The organism is Micromonospora sp. WMMA1923, from assembly GCF_049179195.1.
In the GTDB taxonomy this organism is placed as follows: Bacteria; Actinomycetota; Actinomycetes; order Mycobacteriales; family Micromonosporaceae; genus Micromonospora; species Micromonospora yangpuensis.
Genome location: NZ_JBMHLZ010000001.1, coordinates 3,061,683 through 3,081,801 on the forward strand (window position 1 = coordinate 3,061,683; position 20,119 = coordinate 3,081,801).

The 20,119-nt window shown below is 73.3% G+C and carries 11 protein-coding genes; 6 read left to right on the plus strand and 5 right to left on the minus strand.

Annotated features, from left to right (window positions below; translation table 11 throughout):
• Nucleotides 1-15: 15 nt before the first annotated feature.
• Nucleotides 16-819 carry a molybdate ABC transporter substrate-binding protein gene (modA, locus tag ACN28G_RS13800; protein WP_421479293.1) on the minus strand — a complete coding sequence of 268 codons (804 nt, stop codon included), beginning with the start codon at nucleotides 817-819 and terminating at the stop codon, nucleotides 16-18.
• Nucleotides 820-1,062: 243 nt separating this feature from the next.
• On the opposite strand from modA, the gene ACN28G_RS13805 reads away from it, so the two are divergent.
• The gene (locus ACN28G_RS13805) at nucleotides 1,063-2,652 is read left to right on the plus strand and encodes a cellulase family glycosylhydrolase (protein WP_229688603.1); all 1,590 of its coding nucleotides are present in this window, start codon (nucleotides 1,063-1,065) and stop codon (nucleotides 2,650-2,652) included.
• Nucleotides 2,653-2,748: 96 nt separating this feature from the next.
• Here the strand turns inward: ACN28G_RS13805 and ACN28G_RS13810 are convergent, their stop codons facing one another.
• Nucleotides 2,749-4,257: a DUF1996 domain-containing protein gene (locus ACN28G_RS13810; RefSeq protein ID WP_421479294.1), complete on the minus strand. Its 1,509-nt coding sequence runs from the start codon at nucleotides 4,255-4,257 to the stop codon at nucleotides 2,749-2,751.
• A 454-nt stretch (nucleotides 4,258-4,711) separates the two neighbouring features.
• Here ACN28G_RS13810 and ACN28G_RS13815 point away from each other — a divergent pair, with 454 nt between their 5' ends.
• The 4 genes from ACN28G_RS13815 (at nucleotide 4,712) to ACN28G_RS13830 (ending at nucleotide 7,963) form a co-directional block, all read left to right on the plus strand.
• Entirely contained in the window at nucleotides 4,712-5,470 is a 759-nt protein-coding gene (locus tag ACN28G_RS13815; protein WP_139135705.1) for a hypothetical protein, read from the plus strand.
• Nucleotides 5,471-5,480: 10 nt separating this feature from the next.
• Entirely contained in the window at nucleotides 5,481-6,692 is a 1,212-nt protein-coding gene (locus ACN28G_RS13820) for a sensor histidine kinase (RefSeq protein ID WP_091439729.1), read from the plus strand.
• The gene (locus ACN28G_RS13825; protein WP_217628838.1) at nucleotides 6,689-7,348 is read left to right on the plus strand and encodes a response regulator; all 660 of its coding nucleotides are present in this window, start codon (nucleotides 6,689-6,691) and stop codon (nucleotides 7,346-7,348) included. The genes ACN28G_RS13820 and ACN28G_RS13825 overlap by 4 nt, the downstream gene beginning before the upstream one ends.
• 111 nt (nucleotides 7,349-7,459) lie before the next feature.
• The gene (locus tag ACN28G_RS13830; protein ID WP_421479295.1) at nucleotides 7,460-7,963 is read left to right on the plus strand and encodes a hypothetical protein; all 504 of its coding nucleotides are present in this window, start codon (nucleotides 7,460-7,462) and stop codon (nucleotides 7,961-7,963) included.
• Nucleotides 7,964-7,995: 32 nt separating this feature from the next.
• On the opposite strand, the gene ACN28G_RS13835 is transcribed toward ACN28G_RS13830, so the two are convergent.
• Nucleotides 7,996-8,556 carry a sigma-70 family RNA polymerase sigma factor gene (locus ACN28G_RS13835; protein ID WP_139135707.1) on the minus strand — a complete coding sequence of 187 codons (561 nt, stop codon included), beginning with the start codon at nucleotides 8,554-8,556 and terminating at the stop codon, nucleotides 7,996-7,998.
• Nucleotides 8,557-8,717: 161 nt separating this feature from the next.
• Here ACN28G_RS13835 and ACN28G_RS13840 point away from each other — a divergent pair, with 161 nt between their 5' ends.
• Entirely contained in the window at nucleotides 8,718-9,830 is a 1,113-nt protein-coding gene (locus tag ACN28G_RS13840) for a glycosyl hydrolase (RefSeq protein WP_421479296.1), read from the plus strand.
• 78 nt (nucleotides 9,831-9,908) lie between these two features.
• Here ACN28G_RS13840 and ACN28G_RS13845 read toward each other — a convergent pair whose 3' ends face one another.
• Nucleotides 9,909-12,686, minus strand: coding sequence for a discoidin domain-containing protein (locus ACN28G_RS13845; protein WP_421479297.1), 2,778 nt, complete (start codon nucleotides 12,684-12,686; stop codon nucleotides 9,909-9,911).
• Between the two features lie 131 nt (nucleotides 12,687-12,817).
• Nucleotides 12,818-20,119: an SDR family NAD(P)-dependent oxidoreductase gene (locus ACN28G_RS13850; protein ID WP_421479298.1), complete on the minus strand. Its 7,302-nt coding sequence runs from the start codon at nucleotides 20,117-20,119 to the stop codon at nucleotides 12,818-12,820.

Sequence of the window (20,119 nt, forward strand, 5' to 3'; positions counted from 1 at the left end):
TGGCGGTACGACTGCCTACGGGGCCTGGAAACCGGCGTCGGTGAGCACCCTCAGCGCCTCGTCCGACCGCACGTGTTCGACGAACGCCCGCGCGCCGGCGGGGTTCGGGGCGTGCCGGAGCACGACGATCGGGTAGTCGTTGACGGCTTCGGCGGACTCGGGGAACTCCACCGCATCGACCTTGGCCGCCGCCGACCTGGCGTCGGTGCGGTACACCAGCGCCGCGTCCACCTCACCGAGCGTCACCTTTGCCAGCGCGCCCTTGACGTCCCGCTCCAGGGTCACCGGGGTCAACGCCACCCGTGCCACGTCCAGGGCCGTCCTCGCGGCGGCGCCACAGGGCACCTGCTCGGCGCAGAGCGCCACCTTCACCCCCGTCCGGGCCAGGTCGGCCAGGCCCCGCACGCCGGCCGGGTTGCCCTTCGGCACCGCGATCACCAGCTGGTTGCGCACGAAGACCGTCGCGGCACCCGCACCGTTGCCGGCCTCGGTCACCGTACGCATGTTGGCCGGCGCCGCGGAGGCGAACACGTCGGCCGGCGCACCCTGGTTGATCTGGGTGGCCAGGGCGGCACTGCCGGCGAAGTTGAGCACGACCCGGGTGCCGGGGTGGGCGGCCTCGAAGTCCCGGCCGAGCCTGGTGAACGTCTCGGTCAGCGAGGCGGCGGCGAGGACCGTCACCGTGCCGGTGACCGCCGCCCCGCCGCCGTCACCGGTCACCGGCGGCGTGCTGCCGGTGACCGACCGGTCACCACAACCGGTGAGCACCACGGCGACCAGGGCGGTGAGCGCGGCCAGGGCGATCCGCCGGACCGTCACGAGCAGCCCCTCCCCCGGGCGTCCGCGCTCGTGCCCCGCGATTCGACCGGCACATACCTCACCCGGTCAGCCTAGCCGCTTGGCCGCACCGGCCGGTGCTGCCCCCTGCCGGCAACCTTGCCCCGTCGATACATGTCCATCTATCCTTTGGCTGCCCATCGACTGTCCGTACGGGCAATCGAACATCGTTGAATCGCTTCGACAACCCAGCGTGACGGTTTGGCTCGAAGACGGGAGATACCGGTGAAATCCACCCTCAGAAAGATCCAGCTCGGCTTACTTTCCGGCGTGCTGGCGCTGGCCGGATCCGCCGTCGTGATGACGAGCTCCGCGTCGGCCGACAGCATGACCCAGGTGAACGCCACCCAACTCGTCGCCGACATGGGGGCGGGCTGGAATCTGGGGAACACCCTGGAGGCCAACATCAACGGGATCCCCAGCGAAACGGCATGGGGTAACCCGGTCGTGACGCAGGCCTTCATCGACCGGGTGCGGGCGGCGGGGTTCAAGACGATCCGCATCCCGGTCTCCTACCTGGGACACATCGGGTCCGCCCCGAACTACACGATCAACTCCGCCTGGCTGAACCGGATCCAGCAAGTCGTCGACTACGCCCACGGTCGCGGCCTGTATGTGCTGATCAACATGCACGGTGACGGCTTCAAGACCGTCACCGGCTCGTGGTTGATCTGCGACTCGTCGAACCAGACGACGATCCGGGACAAGTACCAGAAGGTCTGGCAGCAGATCGCGACCAGGTTCCAGAACTACAGCGAGCGCCTCATCTTCGAGGCCATGAACGAGGAGTTCGACGGACAGTACGGCAACCCCACCCAGCCGTGCTACTCGAACATCAACGCCTACAACCAGATCTTCGTGGACACGGTCCGCCGGTCCGGCGGGAACAACGCCTCGCGCTGGCTGCTCATCGCCGGCTGGAACACCAACATCGACTACACCGCGGGCAACTACGGCTTCGTGCTGCCGACCGACCAGTACCGGTCGCCGTCCATTCCCGCCAACGAGCAGCGGCTCATGATCTCCGTGCACTACTACGACCCCTGGGACTTCGCCGGCGAGGAGAACGGCACCATCACGCAGTGGGGACCGGCCGCCACCAATCCGGCCCGGAAGTCGACCTGGGGACAGCAGGACCACATGGACGCGCAACTGAAGAAGATGCGCGACACCTTCGTCTCGCGTGGATACCCGGTGTTCGTCGGTGAGTACGGCTCGGTCGACAAGACCTCGGCCGACTCGACGAACAACAGGTACCGCGCCGACTACGCACGCACCCTGGTGTCCACCGCCAAGAAGTACGGCGCGGCCACCGCCTACTGGGACAACGGCTGGAACGGGGCGTACGGGTTCGGGCTGTTCAACCGCAGCAGCGTCACGGTCACCCAGCAGGGCATCATCGACGCCATCATCAGCGCCGTCGGCGGTACCACCCCGACCACCCCGCCGACCACCACGCCACCGACCACCACCCCGCCGACCACCCGGCCGCCGACGACCCCGCCGCCGAACGGGCGGTCCTGTTCGGCGTCCTACACGGCTACCGGCCAGTGGCAGGGCGGCTTCCAGGCCGAGGTGCGGGTGACCGCCGGCAACTCGGCGATCAGCGGTTGGACGGTGACCTGGACGCTCGCGAACGGACAGCAGGTGACGCAGGCGTGGAACGCCACGGTGACCACCAGCGGATCGACGGTCACCGCCCGCAACGTCGGTTACAACGGTTCGATAGGTGCCGGCGGTAGCACGACCTTCGGCCTCCTGGGATCGTCGAGCGGCGCCACCGGCGTACCGTCGTTGTCCTGCACGGCGAGCTGAGCAGGCGGATACCGGAGCCGGCGGGGACGGACGCCCGGCACCGGTCCGTCGCAAGCGACGAGACCGGTGCCGGGCGTCCGCCCTGGTCGGGTGTGGTCAGCGGGTGAAGGCGACGAACTCGGCGACCGACCACCAGTTGCTGGCCGAACCGGTCTGGACCACCCGGATGTAACGGGCGTTGCGTGGCGCGAAGTCCGCGGCGATCGTCTCCGCGCCCGGCCCGCTGGCCACCGGCGATCCCCAGTTGGAGCCGTCGTTGGACAGGTACACCTGGTAGCGGCGGGCGTAGTCGGAGCCGTTGGACAGCAGTGAGATGCCGCTGACCGACCGGGCGGAACGCATGTCCACGGTGACGGACTGGCCGTCGACCATCGGGGTGCCGCTGGTGAAGCGGGAACGCGGGTCGCCGTCGAGCATCTTCGCCGGCTCGCTGCCCCGGCTCACGCCGGAGGCGGTGGCGGTCCACCCGCCGCGGTCCAGCACCTTACGGCTGCCCGGGACCTGGTAGTGCTCGTCCAGGGCGGCCCCGGCCTCGGGCTCGAACTGCGAGTAGCCCCGGGCGTCACACTGCCGGCCGGCGTTGATGCAGTGGGTGACCAACGCGTTCAGGGTCGGCGCGTCCCAGGCGTTGTAGAAGTCGTAGTGGAAGGTGAAGCCCCGCCCGCTGGCCAGTCTGACCTTCGACGTGTCGCCGCTGACCGGGAAGGCCATCTTGAACTCGAGCATCGGCACCGCGACCGGGTGCGTCTTCGGGCACACGCCGTCGACCGGGTACACGATGTGGCTGATGTGGTCGGGGGTGTCCAGGTGCTTGCCGTCCCAGCAGCTCGGCGCCTGCATCCGGATGTTCAGCTGGCTGCCGGAGCGGCAGGTGGCGGGGAAGTCGACGTTGTCGTAGCTGTCGCCGCACTCCCAGCCCTTCTGGTAACCGGGGGCCTTGGCGAACTGCTCGGCGGTGGTCGTCGGGCTGCCCACCAGGTAGCGCAGGCCCACCGGGAACGGCCGTACGCTTGTGTAGTCGCGTACCCCGCTCTTGTAGTAGATGACCTGCGGGCCGGTCGGCTCGATGGCCCGGTCGCCGTCGAACACCGTGGGCATCCAGTAACCGGAGCGGTCACCGGGGACCCGGCACAGCGTCGAGCCGGCCAGCAGCGACTCGGTGGTGCTGTTCGCCTTCGTCGTGGTGTTGCCCATGAAGGTGTGGTTGTGCGAGGCGCCCGGCTTGTTGAAGAAGACGATCGGGTCGTCGTCCCGGCGGTGGCTGACCGAGCAGTTCGCCTGGAACTCGCGGTGCGCCTTGCGCGGCGGGGTCTTGGTGGAGGGGGTCACCCCGGTGACCGGGTTCTCGGCCAGCACGTAGTCGCCGGGCACGGGCTTCGGGTGGTTGCCCTGGTGGGAGCTGCTGCTCGGGCTGGCCGACCGGGTCGGCGACTTCTTCGCGGCGGACTGCGTCGGCTCGGGTCCGGCCGGGGCGGCGGGCGCCGAGGAGTGCTCGTGTGCCGGTTCGGTCACGGCTGCCGGCGCGTCCTGCGACGACGCGGCCTGCTGACTGCCGGTGAGCCGCAACGGGCCGACCGCGGTCCAGGAGGCCACTCCCACGGTCACGGCGAGAGCGGCCCCCACCAGGGCGTATCGCAGGCGTACGCGGCGCGGCGGGCCGGACGATGGTGAGATCCGGGTTCCCATGGAGCCTCCGAGAGAGCGGTTGTCGGTTCTGGACGCCGGCGAACGCTAACCACGCCCGACCGCGCGGCGAATGAGGCGAAGGACCCAGGGCGACGCGGTCGACGGCCCAGGTCCACCGTGGCGGAACCGGGTGCGAACCGGGCAGGTTCCGGTCATCCGGGCAACGTTCGACGCCCACTTCGACACGCTCTGCGTGTGCCGCGTTGCAGCACGTCAGAGCCCTGGGTGGAGGTCGGTGACAGCGGTGATTCGGTGTACCGTGAGATGAATCGTCCTACCGGTTCGTCGCGCTAGACCCACGGGAAATCGAGTGGCTCATACCACGGGGAGTCGAGTGGTGCCCAGCAGAACGGTGTTCGATACCGCCGACCCCGTGCCACGCATGCTCGCCGGTCCGCCGGATCCCATCCGGTCGCTCCGGCTACCGCACTGGGTGGGCATCAGCGCCCTGGCCGGTGGGATCGTGCTGGCTGCCATCGTGATCCCGCCGCAGCTCTCCCCGGCCGTCGAGCAACCGCCGGAGCGACCGCTGGGTCAGACCGCGCCCGCCGGGACGGAGTCTCCGACGACCGGGTACGTCCCCGACGGCGCCCCGGGTGTCGTCCCGGAAACCGGGGCACCGGCACCGGAGTCCACCGGCTCGGCCCGCCCGGACCCGCGCCCGACCGCGCCGACGGCCACGCCGGGCCGGCCGGCGGCGCCGGATGAGGGTCGGTCCGAGGCTCCCCGTCCCACGCCGACCCGCACGTCCGGGCCGACCCCGTCGTCGCGGTCGATCACCGTGCAGGCCGAGGACCCCGGCAACGTGCTCGGCGGCGGCGCCAAGGTGGCCAGCTGCCCCAGCTGCGACGGCGGGGCCCGGGTCCGCTACCTCGGCACGCTGACGGTGAACTTCACCAACCCCACCGCCGGGGGGCGGACCATCGCCGTCACCTACCAGACCGACGGTGACCGCCAGCTGAAGATCTCCGTGAACGACGCCGCGCCCACCACCCACGCCGTCTCCGGTGCCGGTTGGGACGTCCCCCGCACCTTCCGGTACGATGCCGAGCTGCCGGCCGGACGGACCAGCCTGACCTTCTTCAACGACACCGGGCCACCGCCCGACATCGACAAGATCACCATCAGCTGACCTGGCCCCGATGAGTCGATTCGTCGCCTACGCCGCGCTGTGCCGGGCCATGTTGCTCGGCCGACTCGTGCTCACCTACGCCGCCGTCGGCATCGGCTTCCGGCTGGTCGACGATCCCTGGTGGACCGTGGTCACCCTCGCGGTGGTCACCGTCATCACGGTCGCCCAGGTCACCGTGCTGGGGCGATGGCCGGCCGTGATCCGCTGGCGGCTGTGCGTGCTGGCCGTCGACGCCGTCCTGATGATCGGTGTCCTGGTGCTCACCGATGGCGGCCTCGCGTACTTCTGCTACGCCGCCGGCTACGCCGCACTCAGTGGGGCGTTGCTGGGCAACCACGGGTTACTGCTGTGGATCGTCAACGCGGGGCTCGGCCTGGCCGTGGCGACGAGGTTGCTGCAGGCCGCCGGCACCGGAGCGGCCACCTCCACCGTCGCGCCGTTCGTGCTGGCCTTCCCGATGATCTTCGTGGTCTGCGGCATCGGGGCCGCCGTCGTGACCGCCACCCTGGCCCGTTACATCGACGTGTCCGTGGCGGTGGTGACCAGCGCCCAGCAGTCGGCGGCGGCCTCCGAACGGGCCCGGCTGGCCCGGGAGCTGCACGACTCGGTGGCCAAGACGTTGCGCGGGGTGTCGTTCGCCGCGGTGGCCCTGCCCAGCCTGCTGCGCCGCCAGCCCGACCTGGCCGAACAGCTCGCCAGCACGGTCTCCGTGGGCGCCGACACCGCGATCCGGGAGGCCCGCGACCTGCTGGCCGGGCTGCGCCGGGACGCCTTGGACCGGCCGTTCGCCGAGCACGTCCGGCAGATGTGCCGGGACTGGTCGCAACGGACCCGGGTGCCGGTCCGGGCCGAGGTCGCGCCCGTCGAGCCACCGGTGGCCGTCCGGTACGAGCTGGCGCAGATCCTGCACGAGGCGCTGGAGAACGTGGCCCGGCACGCCCACGCCCGCGAGGTGTGGGTCCGCCTGGAACGGCGCGACGGGCACGCGGTGCTGACCGTACGCGACGACGGCCGCGGTTTCGTGGTGCCCGACGAGCTGACCACACTTTCCACGGCAGGCAGTTTCGGCGTGGTCGGCATGACCGAACGGGCCCACGCGGTCGGCGGTACGCTGCGCGTCGAATCCAGCCCCGGTCGGGGCAGTGCGGTGGTGGCGCGGGTTCGGCTGCCCGACCCCGCGCAGGTCGGAGACGTTTCGTCCGGGATGGTGGTGCACCGGTGATCGACGTCATGATCGTCGACGACAACCCGATCGTCCGGATGGCCCTGCAGGGCTATCTGGCCAGTGCCGAGGACGTCCGGGTCGTCGGGGAGGCAGCCGACGGCCGGACGGCGGTGACCACCGCCCAACGGTTGCAGCCGGACGTGATCCTGCTGGACTACCGGATGCCCATCGCCGACGGGCTCAGCGTCGTCGGTACGCTCGCCGAACGCGCCGCCGTACTGGTGCTGACCAGCGACTCCGCCGACGAGGTGATCGCCGCCATGCTGCGCGGCGGGGCCCGTGGCTACCTGGTGCACGGCGAGTTCGACCCGGCGGAACTGCTGCGCGCGATCCGGTCGGTCGCCGCCGGCCAGGGCTGGTTGTCGCCACGCAGCGCCTCGGTCACCATCGCGCTGCTGCGCGAGCAGGCCGACCGGGACCGGGCCGGGGTCCACCGCCAGGAGCAGCAACGCCGTACCCAGCAGGGTTTCGGTCTGACCCCGCGCGAGCAGGACGTCATGACGCTGCTCTGCGCCGGGCACTCCAATGCCGCGATCGCCCGTCGGCTGCTGCTGACCGAGAAGACGGTCAAGAACCACCTCAACCACATCTTCACCAAACTCCAGGCCAGTAACCGCACCGAGGCGGTCGTCCGGTGGACCGGTCGGCAGTAGGCCGGGCAGTCGGCAGAGAAATCGGGCCGCCGGTTGAACGCGGTGGCGCTCGGCATCGTTGTATGGGCGGCGGGCACCGCCCGCCCGAGACGCCGAGTGGATGGCACCTGGATGAGCGACACAGCGACGGCCGCAGCGACGGGAGACATCGACGGCCGCACCACCGGCCGGCCCCGCACGATCAGCGCGCTGATCGTGCACCCCGGCGGGTCCGAGCAGACCGCCCTGCGCACCGTGCTCGACGCCGGTGAGCGGGTACGGGTCCTCGGCCTGGCCCGCGACGGCCGGGAGGCGGTACGGCTGGCACACCGGCTGCACCCCACGGTGACCCTGCTCGACGACCGGGTGACCACCCCGGAGGGCACCGACCTGGTGCGGGCCCTGGCCCGGCGGTCCCGGGTGATCGTGCTGACCGGGTCGACCGACCGGCCCACCATCACGGCGATGCTGTGCCGGCCCATCCGCGGCTGTCTGGTGTACGGCCAGTTCGAGCCCGCCGACGTACTGGGCGCGGTCCGCGCGGTGGCCAGCGGGCTGGGCTGGCTCTCGCCGGTGGCGGTGGCCGCCGCGAGCTGGTCGCTGCGTAACCCGTCCAACGCCGGTGCCGCGCGGTGAACCACCCGGCCGACCTCGGGTCGGGGCTCGGGTCAGCAGGCCAGGGCCTCGACGTCGCCCAGGATGTTGCGGGCGGCCCGCAGGGCGTAGAACGAGCGCGAGCGTACGGTGCCGGCCGGGATGCCGATCCGGGCGGCCGCCTCGGCCGTCGAGGCGTCACCGTAGTACAGCTCGACCAGGACTGTGCGGTGTTCGGGGCTGAGCTTGCGCAGCGCGTCGGCCAGGGTGAACCGGTCGAGCAGCTCGTCGAACTCGCCGGCGGGGGCGGGGGCGCACCTGACGTCCATCCCGTACACCTCCGCCGGCCGCACGGAACGGGCCCGGGCCACGTCGATGGCCACGTAGCGGGCCGCGACGAACAACCACCGGCGGATCAGCTCCGGATCCTCGGGCAGCTCCGGCAGCCGACGCCAGGCCCGCAGCATCGTCTCCTGCACCAGGTCCTCGGCCAGTTCACGCTGGCCGTGGGTCAACTTCAGAAGGAAGTAGTACAGCGGCCGGGCGTTGGCCGAGAAGACCGCCCGCATCCGGCGTTCCCGCTGCGCGTCGGTGTCGCTTGCCGCCCGGACATCCGGGCATCCCTCGCTGTCCACCGCAGCCGTCCTCTCCTGGATGATCCACCTGCGTTCGGGACGGACGCTAGCCAACCGGTGTCCGGGCGGGCGTGAGTCCAACGGCCCAGGGGGGCCCAGGCCCGGACCCGGCCGGCGGGAAAGACCTTGAACGGTTCCCCCGTCCCGTCCGTCATGCAGGCATGGAGAACAGCCTCATCAACCGACCCTGGGCTCGACTGGCCCTGACCGCCGCGGCGGTCACGTCGGTCCTGCTGGGCGGTGGCCTGCTGGGCGGCGGCCTGCTGGCCGCCGCCCGGCCCACCGAACCGGCCCCGGCCGCCACGACGCTCGGCGCGGCCCCGCCGTTCGAGGTCCGGGAGGTTCCGGGTCCGGTGTCGACCACCGACCCGACCACCGACCCGACCGACGCCCCGGCCGAAACCCCGGTCGCCACCGCCTCGCCCACCACCTCGGCCAGTCCGTCCCGACTGCCCACCACCGCCGCACCGGTACCGCGTACCGTCGCGCCACCACCGTCGGTACGCCGCTCCGACCCGCCGCCCGCGCCCCGGTTCACCAGCGCCAAGAAGGGGGTGGCCGCCTGGCGTTTCGACGGGGCCGAGAAGGCCCTCGCGGCGTCGGGGGCGAAGTGGTACTACACCTGGAGCAGCGGTCACGAGGGCATCGCCCCACCCGCCGGTGTCGAGTTCGTGCCGATGATCTGGGGGCCCGGCAGCGTGACCGACAAGGCGCTGGCCGAGGCCCGCCGGTCCGGGCCGTACCTGCTCGGTTTCAACGAACCGGACCTGGCCGAACAGTCCAACATGAGCGTGGAACAGGCGCTGGACCTGTGGCCCCGGCTGATGGCCACCGGTAGTCGGCTGGGCAGCCCGGCCGTCGCCTGGGGTGGGGCCGACCCGGGCGGCTGGCTGGACCGCTTCATGTCCGGCGCGAAGGCGCGCGGCCACCGGGTCGACTTCATCGCCCTGCACTGGTACGGCGGCGACTTCGTCACCGAGCGGGCGGTCGGACAGCTGCAGCGGTACCTGGCCGACGTGTACGCCCGGTACCGACTGCCGATCTGGCTGACCGAGTTCGCGCTCATCGACTTCGCCGGCGGGCAGGCCCGGTTCCCCACCCAGGCACAGCAGGCCGCGTTCCTCACCGGTGCGACCAAGATGCTGGGCGACACCTCCTATGTGCACCGGTACGCCTGGTTCGGGCTGCCGGCCACCGACCGGGACCGCACCGGGCTGTTCCGCAGCGCCACCGACCCGACCGTGGTGGGCCGCGCCTTCCAGGCCGCCGGCTGACCGGCGACACCCGTCGACACGCCCGGCCGTCGTCGCCCGGAGCGGGGCCCGTGCCCCGCTCCGGGCGACGACCACCGGTCAGCGGACCTCGAACTCGTGCAGTGAGTACCCGTAGCCCTGCATGACCCGGGCGGTGCCGACCATCCGCACGTAGCGGGCCGGGGTGCGGGGCACGTCGATCCGGACCGTGCCGCCGGAGCCGCTGCCGGTCTGGTAGACGACCTGCCAGTTGCGTCCGTCGGTGGAGACCTCGACCCGGTACGCCGTGGCGTACGCCCGCTCCCACAGCAGCCGGACCTCGGTCACCTGCCAGAGCTCGCCGAGGTCGACGGCGAGCCACTGCGGGTCCGACCCGAAGGAGCTGCTCCACCGGCTGTCGGTGTTGCCGTCGATGGCGTAGCGGGCGTCCCAGACGGCGTTGACCTCGACGCTGGAGGCGCTGGCGCTGCCGCTCAGGGCCAGGTTACGGCCGGCGGAGTTGACCCGTCCGGGCATCGTGGACGGCTGGGCCGGTGCCGGCTTCGGACTGGCCTTGCCGGTGGGGGCGGTGGGGGCGGTGGGTGCGCCGGGGGGTAGAACCCCGCCGCCGGCTGCGGGGGGCCGTTCGCCCCCGTCCGGGGCCGGTGCCGGGGCCGGGGCGGACCCGGCCGCGCTGGTGCTGGGCTCCGGGCTGGCGCCGGCCCCGGGGGTGGCGCCGGCACTGAGGGTGGCGGCGGCCGGGACGGGTGCCCCGCTGCTCGGCACGACACCGTCGGGCCCGGGTACGCCCGGCAGCGCCGGCGGCAGCATCGGGTCGACCGGCGCATCCTGGGAGGCCCCGACCCCGACCGACGGGGCGTCCCCGCCCGGGCCCGGCGAGGTCAGGTTCAGCGCGTACCCGCTGGCGGTGGCGACCGCCAGCACGGCGGTGGCCGCCAGGACCGGGGTGACCCGGCGGCGGGACCGCCGCCGGTGTCCGATGATCGGTCGGCCCGGGGTCTCGTCGGAGCCCATGGTGATCGACCCGATCGGGGTCCCGGTGGGCACCACCTGCGCGCCCGTCGTGGGCTTGTCCGGCGTGGACGACGCCGCCGTGGTGCGGACCAGCGCGGTCTCGGCCTGCGGGTCGGTGCCGGTCACCGACTGCGCGTCCGGGCGGGGGTCCGCGCCGGTGACCGGCCGTGACGGGCTCGTCGGGCCTGGAGCAGCGGGCCGCACGAGCGGGTCGTCTTCCACCGGAGAGCCGGCAGCCCGGTGCGGCTCGACGGCCGCGGGCGCCGGTCTGCCCGTCGCGACCGGGGTGGGTGGTTGCCGGCGGGCCGGCGGGCCGGCGGGCGTGCCGGTGCCCCCGGAGGCCGGGGTCGGGTTCGCCGCCGGCCCGGTGGGCCCGGCCACCGGCACCGGCGGCCGGGCCGGCCCGGCCGGCATACCGGTCCGGGCGGCCGGCGGCGTCGACCCGGCGGCGGGCAGCGTCGCGGGTCGCTGCGGCGCGGACCCGGTGCCGGCGGGCGTCTGGTGCAGCACCGTCGCGCCCTGGACCGCCGGTGCCTCGGCGGTGGTCGGGTCCGACGACAGGTCGTCACCGGCACCGGCGGCGACGGCGAACTGGGCGGGCAGCAGTTCGACCCGGCGGCGGGTCGGGGTCGGCATCCGGGCCAGCAGCGCCCCGAGCACCGGCAACACCTCGTGCCCGGGAGGCTGGCCGGGCGCCCCGACGAAGATCCGCAGCCGGCCGAACATCCAGCGGTGTGCCCGGACCACCTGTGCCCCGGTCTCGTCCCCCGGCGGCCGCACCCAGAGGCCGGACTGCGTCACCTCGGCCACCCAGTGCTCGGTGAGCCGGAACACGTGCTCGGCGACCATCGGGTACCCGTCGAGGCCGCGCACCGCTCCGGTGGGCCGGGCCGGGCCGGTCGGTGCGAGCGTGAGGGCGGTGCCCAGGGACGCCCAGACGGCACCCGAGTGGTCGATGACCAGGCTGCTCTGCAGCCCGTCGGGGGTGAGCGCGGGCAGGCCGGTGCGGATCTGCACCGGGTGCCCGGCCTCGCGGGCCAGGGCCGTGCCCGCGACGAGGGTGGCGGTGGCCGACCCGTACGGCGCCAGCACCAGGTGCGGGCGCAGTCCCGGCGGGAGCCGGCGCAGCAGCGCGCCGATCGCCTGCACCGTCGGCTCCGGGTGACCGGGTCGGCCGATCACCAGCACCGGCCGTGTGAGGTCCATCGGGATGCTGTACGCCGGGTCGTCGTGCTGCGGGGTCGGCGCGCCGGCCCGGTGCGGGAAGGCCCACAGCCCCGCCGGTACGGGCAGCAGCACCAGTTCGTCCGCTCCGGCGCCCTCGACGCAGAGCCCGTCCAGGTCGCTCTCCCAGTCCGGTTGCGGCGAGCGGCGGCCGGCCTCGCTGGTCACCCCGTCCGGGGTGTGCCGCAGCCAGCCGTCGGGGGCGAACAGCGAGCCCCCGGGCACCAGTACCAGGTCCGCCCGGGGGGCGTCGATGGTGGCGGTCAGCTCGCGGGCGAGCCGGGCGATCAGGTCCTTCTCGGCCGCGCCCGCTACCGCGACCCGGGCCCGGCTGCCCGGCGGGACCGCGATCGGCAGCACCGTCTCCACCACGGACCAGTCGTCGTGGTCGACGAGTCGACTGAGCACCGTCACGACCCCGGGCTCGGCCGGGAGGCCGGCCGCCACGGCGGCGACCACGCCTGCCGGGTCCGCGCCGACCACAGCGATGCGGTCCCCCACCCAGTTGAGGGCGGAGCCGAGCCGGCGGTACCGGCCGGTGTCGGCGTGCCAGGCCGGGGAGGCGGGCGCCCCCGACGGTACCGGCTCGCTCGCCTGGGCCTCGTCGTCACGGGCCGGGCGTCGGTGCTCACGAGTCATACCCCGTACAACGGGCCGGTTCCGATCGCTGTTCACCGTTAGCTACCCCAACAATAGTTGACTTTGGAACGTAACATATCGGATTTCCCCTGGTGACCGGCCCGGCACGCACCGCCACCCTGATCCGTCGGTCAGCTCACGGTTCCACCGTCGGCGATGTCGTCGTCGACCGTGAGGTAGGCCCCCGACCGGTCGTCGGCGGCCCCCTCGACCAGGCGACGGAACACCGTCGCCGCCCGCTGCACCGAGGTCATCTGCCCGTCGGCCAACTGCTGCTCCCCCCACTGCGCGGTGAGCCGCTCCCAGCGGTCCCCACCGCCGCGGCGCACCCGGTCCAGGCCCGCCCGGGTGATCCCGAGGTCGACCAGCCCCGGGTGGTAGCTGAGCACCACGACGCCGCTGGTGCGCAGCTCGTCGGCGAGGTTCTCGGTCAACTTGATGACCGCGGCCTTGGACACCGAGTAGGCACTCAGGTACGGCCACCGGAACCGACCGGCGTGGCTGACCACATTGATGACCCGCCCGACGCCGCGTGGGACCATCACGGCCAACGCGGCCCGACACCCCAGCATGGTGCCCCGCAGGTTCACCTCGATGGTGTCGGACCACTCGTCCTCGTCGACCTCCCACATCGGACCGATCGGGCCGGACACCCCGGCGTTGTTCACCATCACGTCGAGCCCACCGTGGGTCTCGACCACGGACCGCACCACCCCGGCGGTGGCACCGCGCTGGGCGACGTCGGCCACGAACGCGTCGACGGTGGACCCCTCGGCCCGCATCTGGTCCCGCGCGCGGTCGAGCGCGTCGGCGTCCCGACCGGTGATCACCACATGGGCACCGGCCCGGCCCACCTCCTCGGCGAACGCCCGGCCCAGTCCCCGGGACCCGCCGGTGATCAGGACCGTCCGGCCCGCCAGGGTCTGCCCGGTGGCCCCGGTCAGGGAGCCGGCGAGCGGCCGATCCGCCACCGCCGTGGTCGTACGGGCGACGGGTCCGGCGGTCCGGACCGCAGTGGGCACCTCCGCCGACCGGATGCCGGACGGCGGCCCGGGGTCGCCGGAGACCGCAGGCCCGGCCGCGGAGGCGTCGGCGGGACGCCCGGTCGGCGCGGGTGAGGGGTCGGCGGGCCGGCCGACCGCCGCCGGGACGGCGTCGGCGGGACGCCCGGTCGGCGGCGGGACATCCGCCCACTCGCCGGCGAGCAGACCGACCAGACCCGCCACCGTGAGGTTGCGCTGCAACCGCACCGCCGGCACCGACACGCCGAGCGAGTTCTGCAGCAGGACCCGCAGCTCCACACCGGCCAGCGAGTCGATGTCGACGGCGTGCTCGTCGCCGAGCTGCTCCTCGGACAGGCCGGTGATCCGGCCCAGCAGCGGCGCGACGAGGGCTGGCAACATCGCCCGGCGCTCCTCGTCGGTGGCCGCGCGCAGCCGCTCGGGCACCGACAGTTGGCCCGGGTCGTCGGCGACGTCGACGGGCACCAGCGCGGCGTACCGGGGCAACCCGGCCAGCTGCGGGTTGGCCCGCGCCCAACCGGCCCAGTCCACACCGGCCACGCAGGCCTCGACCGGCCGGGTCCGCAACAGGACGCCCAACGCCTCGACGAGCTGCCCGGGGGTCATGCCGAGCTGACCGTTGCGCCGCAGCACCCGGCCCACCGCGCCGTCGTTGTCGACCGCCACACCTACCTGGTCGACCATTCCCCACCCGACGCTCAGCGCCGGCAGGCCCCGGGCCCGCCGGTAGCGGGCCAGTCCGTTGAGGAACTCGTTGGCGCTCACGTAGGCGCCCCCGGCCGCCGGCCCGATCTGCGCCGCGAACGAGGAGAACAGCACGAAGAAGTCGAGCTGGTCGGTCTCGGTCGCCAGGTGCAGGTTCCAGGCCCCGTCGGCCTTGGGCCGGGTCGCCGCCACCAGCCGCGCCGCGTCCGTCTCGGCCAGCACCGCGTCGTCGAAGCCCGCCGCGGCGTGCACGACACCGCGCACCGGGGGCAGCTGCGTACGGACCCGGTCCAGCAGGTCCCGCACCGCCGTCCGGTCGGCCACGTCCACCTGCTCCACCCGGACCTGCACGCCCGCGCCGGTCAACCGGTCCACCACCCCGGCGGCCTCGGCCGTGGCGATGCCGCGCCTACCGACCAGGACCAGGTGCCGGGCGCCCTGGTCGGCGAGCCACCGCGCCACGGTGAGGCCCAGCCCGCCCAGGCCACCGGTGACCAGGTAGCTGGCGTCCGGCCGTACCGGTGCGTCGGTGATCGACGCGGCCGGCACGGTCACCGGCTCGTCGGCCATCCGCACCACGATCTTGCCGAGGTGTTCCCGGCGGGTCATCGCCCGGAACGCCGCCCCCACCTGTCCGGCCGGCATCTCGGTGACCGGCAGGCGGACGACCTCGGCCTTGTCGTACAGGGCGGCCACCTCGGCCATGGCGGCACGGACCACCTCCGGGGCCAGCCGCATCATCTGGTCGTAGTCGAAGGCGTGGAAGGACAACGCACGGTGGAACGGCGCGAGCCGCAACGAATGGTTGGCGGCGATGTCGGCCTTGCCCACCTCGACGAACCGGCCGAAGGGACGCAACAGGCCGAGACTCTGGTGCAGGATCTCGCCGGGCAGCGAGTTGACCACGACGTCGACGCCCTCACCGCCGGTGGCGGAGCGGATGTCGTCGACGAAGGCGATGCTGCGGGAGTCGGAGATCCCCGCCACGCCCTCACCGCGCAGGAACTCCCGACGCTGCTCACTTCCGGCGGTGGCGTAGACCTGCGCGCCGAGCCACCGGGCCAGCCGCACCGCGGCCAGACCGACGCCACCGGCGGCGGAGTGCACGAGCACCCGTTCCGTCGGCTGCACCCGGGCCAGCCGGACCAGCGCCTGGTGCGCGGTGACCACCGGCAGCAGCGAGGCGGCCTCGGCCAGCGACAACCCCGCCGGTTTGCGTACCACCCGGACCTGGTCCAGCGTCACGTGGGAGGTGAACAGGTCCCGGCCGTGCGCGAGCACCTCGTCGCCGGGGCGCAGGTCGGTCACGGCCCGGCCGACCCGCACGATCGTGCCCGAGCACTCCAGTCCGAGCGTCGACTCCGAGTAGCTGCCCGTCATCGCCTCGGCGGAGAGCAGGCCGGTGGCCTTGAGGACGTCCTTGAAGTTCAACCCGACGTAGGCGACCTCGATCTCGACCTCGGTCGGCCCCGGTTCCGGACGGTCGACCGCGACGAAACGCAGCCGGTCCAGATCCCGGTCGGCGGTACGCAGCGTCACCGGTGTCCGGTCCGTGGCGGTACGCAGATGGTGCAGCGGCGACCGGTCGTCGGCGGGTTCGAGCCGCCGCACGTACCGCCGGCCGGCCCGCAGCACCACCTCGTCCAGGCTTTCCCGGGCGAGTTCGTCGAGCAGCGCCGCCATGCCCTGCTCGGTGTGGTCGGTGTCGACCAGCCGGCACCGCAGCTCTGGCCGCTCGGCGTTGACGACCCGGCCGAGCCCCCACACCGACGCGGCGAACGGATCAGTGGTGGGATCGTCCTCGTCGACGCTCTGCGCGCCGACGGTGACCAGCACCAGCGGTACGGTGTCGGCCGGCAGGGCCTGCACCAGCCGCAGCGGCACGGCGACCGGTTCGCAGGCCGGCGCGTCGGCCGCCGGGGTGCCGTCGAGGTGCACGACGCCCCGGCAGGCCGGCTCGTCGGCGAGCACCGCCCGGACCTCGTCGGGCCAGTCGGGTCGGCCGGTTGCCACCTGCCGCACCGTCGCGCCCCGGCCGGTCAGGCCCCGTACCAGGGCCTGGGTTTCGGCTCCGCCGACGACGAGCCAGGTGCCCGCCAGGGTCCCGACGCCCTCGGCCGGCTCAAGATGCCAGACGGGCCGGTAGTAGCGGCTCTCCGGCGGGTCCGGCCGGTCGGACTCCGGTCGCGCGGTGCGCTGGGCGCGCAGGCCGACCACCTCCGCGACCACGTCACCGTCGTCGGTGAGGATGGTCAGGTCACACTCCAGCCAACCGTCGACGGCGCTGCGGCGGTCCCGTCCGTGCACCCAGAGCCCGCCGGTGCCCGGGGTGCGGTAGAGCCGAAGCTCGGCGATGCGGGCCGGCACGTAGCCGCCCTCGTCGGTGTGCCACACGGCACCGCCGATGGTGGCGTGCAGCGCCGCGTCGAGCAGGGCCGGGTGCAGCCGGTAGCCGTCGGTGTCGACCGGTCCCGGTTCCAGGGCGGCGAAGATCTCCCCCGTCTCCTCGCGGTGCCACACCCGTCGGACCGCGCGGAACGCCGGACCGTAGTGCAGGTTGCGGTCGGCGAGCCGGGCGTACAGGTCGTCACGGGTGAGTTCCGGCAGGTCGCGGGTCAGCTCCGCCAGGGTCTCGCCACGTGGCGGCGGGGATCCCGGCGGTACCAGGTCGGGCCGGCGCAGCTCGGCGTGCAGGGTCCAGAGGTTGTCGTCACCCGGCTCCCGGCTGTGCATGGTCACGGTCCGCTGGACCGGGTCGTGGTTCGTGCGCAGCGTCGCGACCGTCGCCGGGCGCACCGGCAGCGGCCGGTGGAACACCACGTCGGCCAGGAAACACGGCGTGTCGTCCGGGAACATGGCCAGCGCCGCCTCCAGGTAGCCGGCACCGGGGAAGACGGCGTCGTCACCGATGCGGTGGTCGACCAGGTACGGGAACTCCGCCGCGGAGAGTTCCACGTCGCGGGTCGGCGTCGCCGCCGGCACCTCCCGACCGGCCAGTCGCAGCCCGCCACCGCCCAACCGGGCCGACCGGGAGACCGCCGACTCGATCCAGTGCGCGTCGCGCTGCCACGGGTAGCGGGGCAGGTCGAGGTGTTCCCGCGGACCCGGGTGGACCCCCTTCCAGTCGACCTCGACACCGGCGGCGTAGAGCGTGCCGAGTGCCTGGCGCAGGTGCTCACGCTGGGGCCGGTCCCGGCGCAACGAGGCCACCTGCACCGGGTCGCCGTCCTGTTCGGCCAGCGCCTCGTTGATGGCCGAGGCGAGGACCGGGTGGGGGCCGACCTCCAGCACCGCGCCGGGGCCGGCGGCGAGCAGCTCGCGCACCGCGTCGGCGAAGCGCACCGGCTGGCGTACGTTGCGCCACCAGTAACCGGCGTCGAACCCGGTGCCGTCGACCCGGCCGCCGGTCACCGTCGAGTACAGCGGGATCCCGGCCGCCGCCGGCCGGATGTCGGCAAGCGCCGCCAGCAACGGTTGGTGGATCTCGTCCATCTGGGCACTGTGGTAGGCCACCTCGACCCGTAGCGCCTTGACGGCCACGCCGGCGGCGCGCAGCCGTTCGCTCACCGTCTCCAGTGCCTCGGCGTCACCGGCCAGGGTGGTCGCGGTGGCGCTGTTGATCGCGGCCACGTCCACCCCGTCGACCAGGTACGGACCCACCGCACCGGCGGGCAGGTCAACCGCCGCCATCGCGCCCCGGCCGGCGAGCCGGGACTGCAGGTTCGCCCGGTGGAAGCTGACCGTGAGCGCGTCGGGCAGCGAGTAGACCCCGGCGGCGTACGCCGCGGCCACCTCCCCCACACTGTGCCCCACGATCATCGCCGGCTCGACGCCCCAGCTGCGCCAGAGGGCGGTCAGCCCGGCCTGCACCACGAAGTTGCCGACCTGCGCGTACAACGTGCTGGTGAGTCGGGACTCGGCCTCGTCGCGCAGCAGCTCGTCGGCGATCGACAGGCCGAAGCGGGCCAGGAACCGGTCGCACTCGGCGACCGTCTCGGCGAACAGCGGTTCGTGCCGCAGCAGTTCCCGACCCATCCCCCACCACTGCGGGCCCATGCCGGTGTAGACGAAGGCCACCGGTCGGGGCGTGGCCCGGCGCGGGGCGACCGTCAGCTGCCGGAGCTGCCGCGCCGCCCCGGCCGGGTCGCCGGCCACGACGAAGGCCCGCAGCGGATGGTGCTCGCGCTGGCGGGACACCGCCCGGCAGACCCGCCGCAACGTCGGGGCGTCCGGCTTGTCGAGCAGGTCGGCGTACGCGTCGACGAGTGCCCGCAGCGCCTGCGGGCTGCGCGCCGACAACGGCAGCAGCTGGGGTTGACCGTCGGCGTCGGCCGTCGGGTCCCGTCGTGGCAGCGGGGGTGCCTGCTCCAGCAGGGCGTGTGCGTTGGTGCCGCCGAAGCCGAAGGAGTTGACCCCGGCCCGACGTGGGCCGCCGTACTCGCCGAACGGGGTCATCTCGACAGGTACCCGGATCGGCAACCTGTCGAAGGGGATCGCCGGGTTCGGGCGCTCGAAGTGGATGTTCGGCGGGATCAGGCCCCGGTCCAGGCAGAGGATGGCCTTGATCACCCCGGCCATTCCGGCGGCGGCCTCGGTGTGGCCGAGGTTGGACTTGACCGAGCCGATCCAGTGTGTCGCGGCCGACCCGGCGAGCATCTCGCCGATGGAGCTGGCCTCGATCGGGTCGCCGACCGCCGTGCCGGTGCCGTGCGCCTCGAAGTAGCCGATCGAGCGCGGGTCCACCCCGGCGGCCCGGCAGGTCTGCCCGATCACCGCCCGTTGGGCCGCCGCGCTGGGCACGGTGATGCCGGGGGTCCGGCCGTCCTGGTTGACCGCCGAGCCCCGGATCACGGCGTGGATCCGGTCGCCGTCGCGTTCGGCGGCGGCCAGCGGCTTCAGGACCACGATCCCCGCACCCTCGGCCCGGGCGTAGCCGTTGGCCCGGTGGTCGAAGGACCGGCACCGGGCGTCCGGGGAGAGGAACCCGCCCTTGGACAGCATGATCGTCATGGCCGGGCCGACCATCACGTTCGCCCCACCGGCCACCGCCACGTCGCAGTCGCCGGAGGCCAGGGCCGCACACGCGTGGTGCAGCGCCACCAGCGAGGACGAGCACGCGGTGTCGATGGTCAGGCACGGGCCGCGCCAGTCGAAGGCGTGCGACAACCGGGCCGACAGCATGGTCATCGCCATTCCGGTCGGGGTGGCGGTGCTGACCAGGTGCCGGTTGGCCTCCGACAGCTGCACCAGCGCGGCGTCGAAGGTGAACGCTCCGATGTAGGTACCCACCCGCGCACCGGCCGTCGAGACCGGCGGGATGCCGGCGTCCTCGAAGGCCTCCCAGGTGACCTCCAGCAGCAGTCGTTGCTGCGGGTCGAGAGCGGCGGCGTCGCGGGGGGTCATCCCGAAGAAGCCGGCGTCGAAGCGGTCGACCGGCGAGCGCAGGAAGCCACCCTGGCGCACGTGTGTCCGTCCCGGTGTCGCCGGATCGGGATCGAAGTACGCCTCGTTGCGCCAGCGGTCGGCGGGGATGTCACCGATCGCGTCCGTGCCGGTGGCGAGCACGTCCCAGAAGCTGTCGCGGTCCTCGATGCCGCCGGGGAACCGGCAGCCGATGCCGACGACCGCGACCGGACCGTACCCACCCTGGACGGAGTCGCCCGGTGCGGGCACCACGCCGGGGTACGGATCTGTGTGCACTCTCAC

Bases quoted from the DNA above. Each gene is read 5' to 3' on its own strand.
- ACN28G_RS13830 (WP_421479295.1), top strand. From the start codon at position 7,460: ATGAGCGACACAGCGACGGCCGCAGCGACGGGAGACATCGACGGCCGC.
- ACN28G_RS13820 (WP_091439729.1), top strand. From the start codon at position 5,481: ATGAGTCGATTCGTCGCCTACGCCGCGCTGTGCCGGGCCATGTTGCTC.
- ACN28G_RS13840 (WP_421479296.1), top strand. From the start codon at position 8,718: ATGGAGAACAGCCTCATCAACCGACCCTGGGCTCGACTGGCCCTGACC.
- ACN28G_RS13845 (WP_421479297.1), bottom strand. From the start codon at position 12,686: ATGACTCGTGAGCACCGACGCCCGGCCCGTGACGACGAGGCCCAGGCG.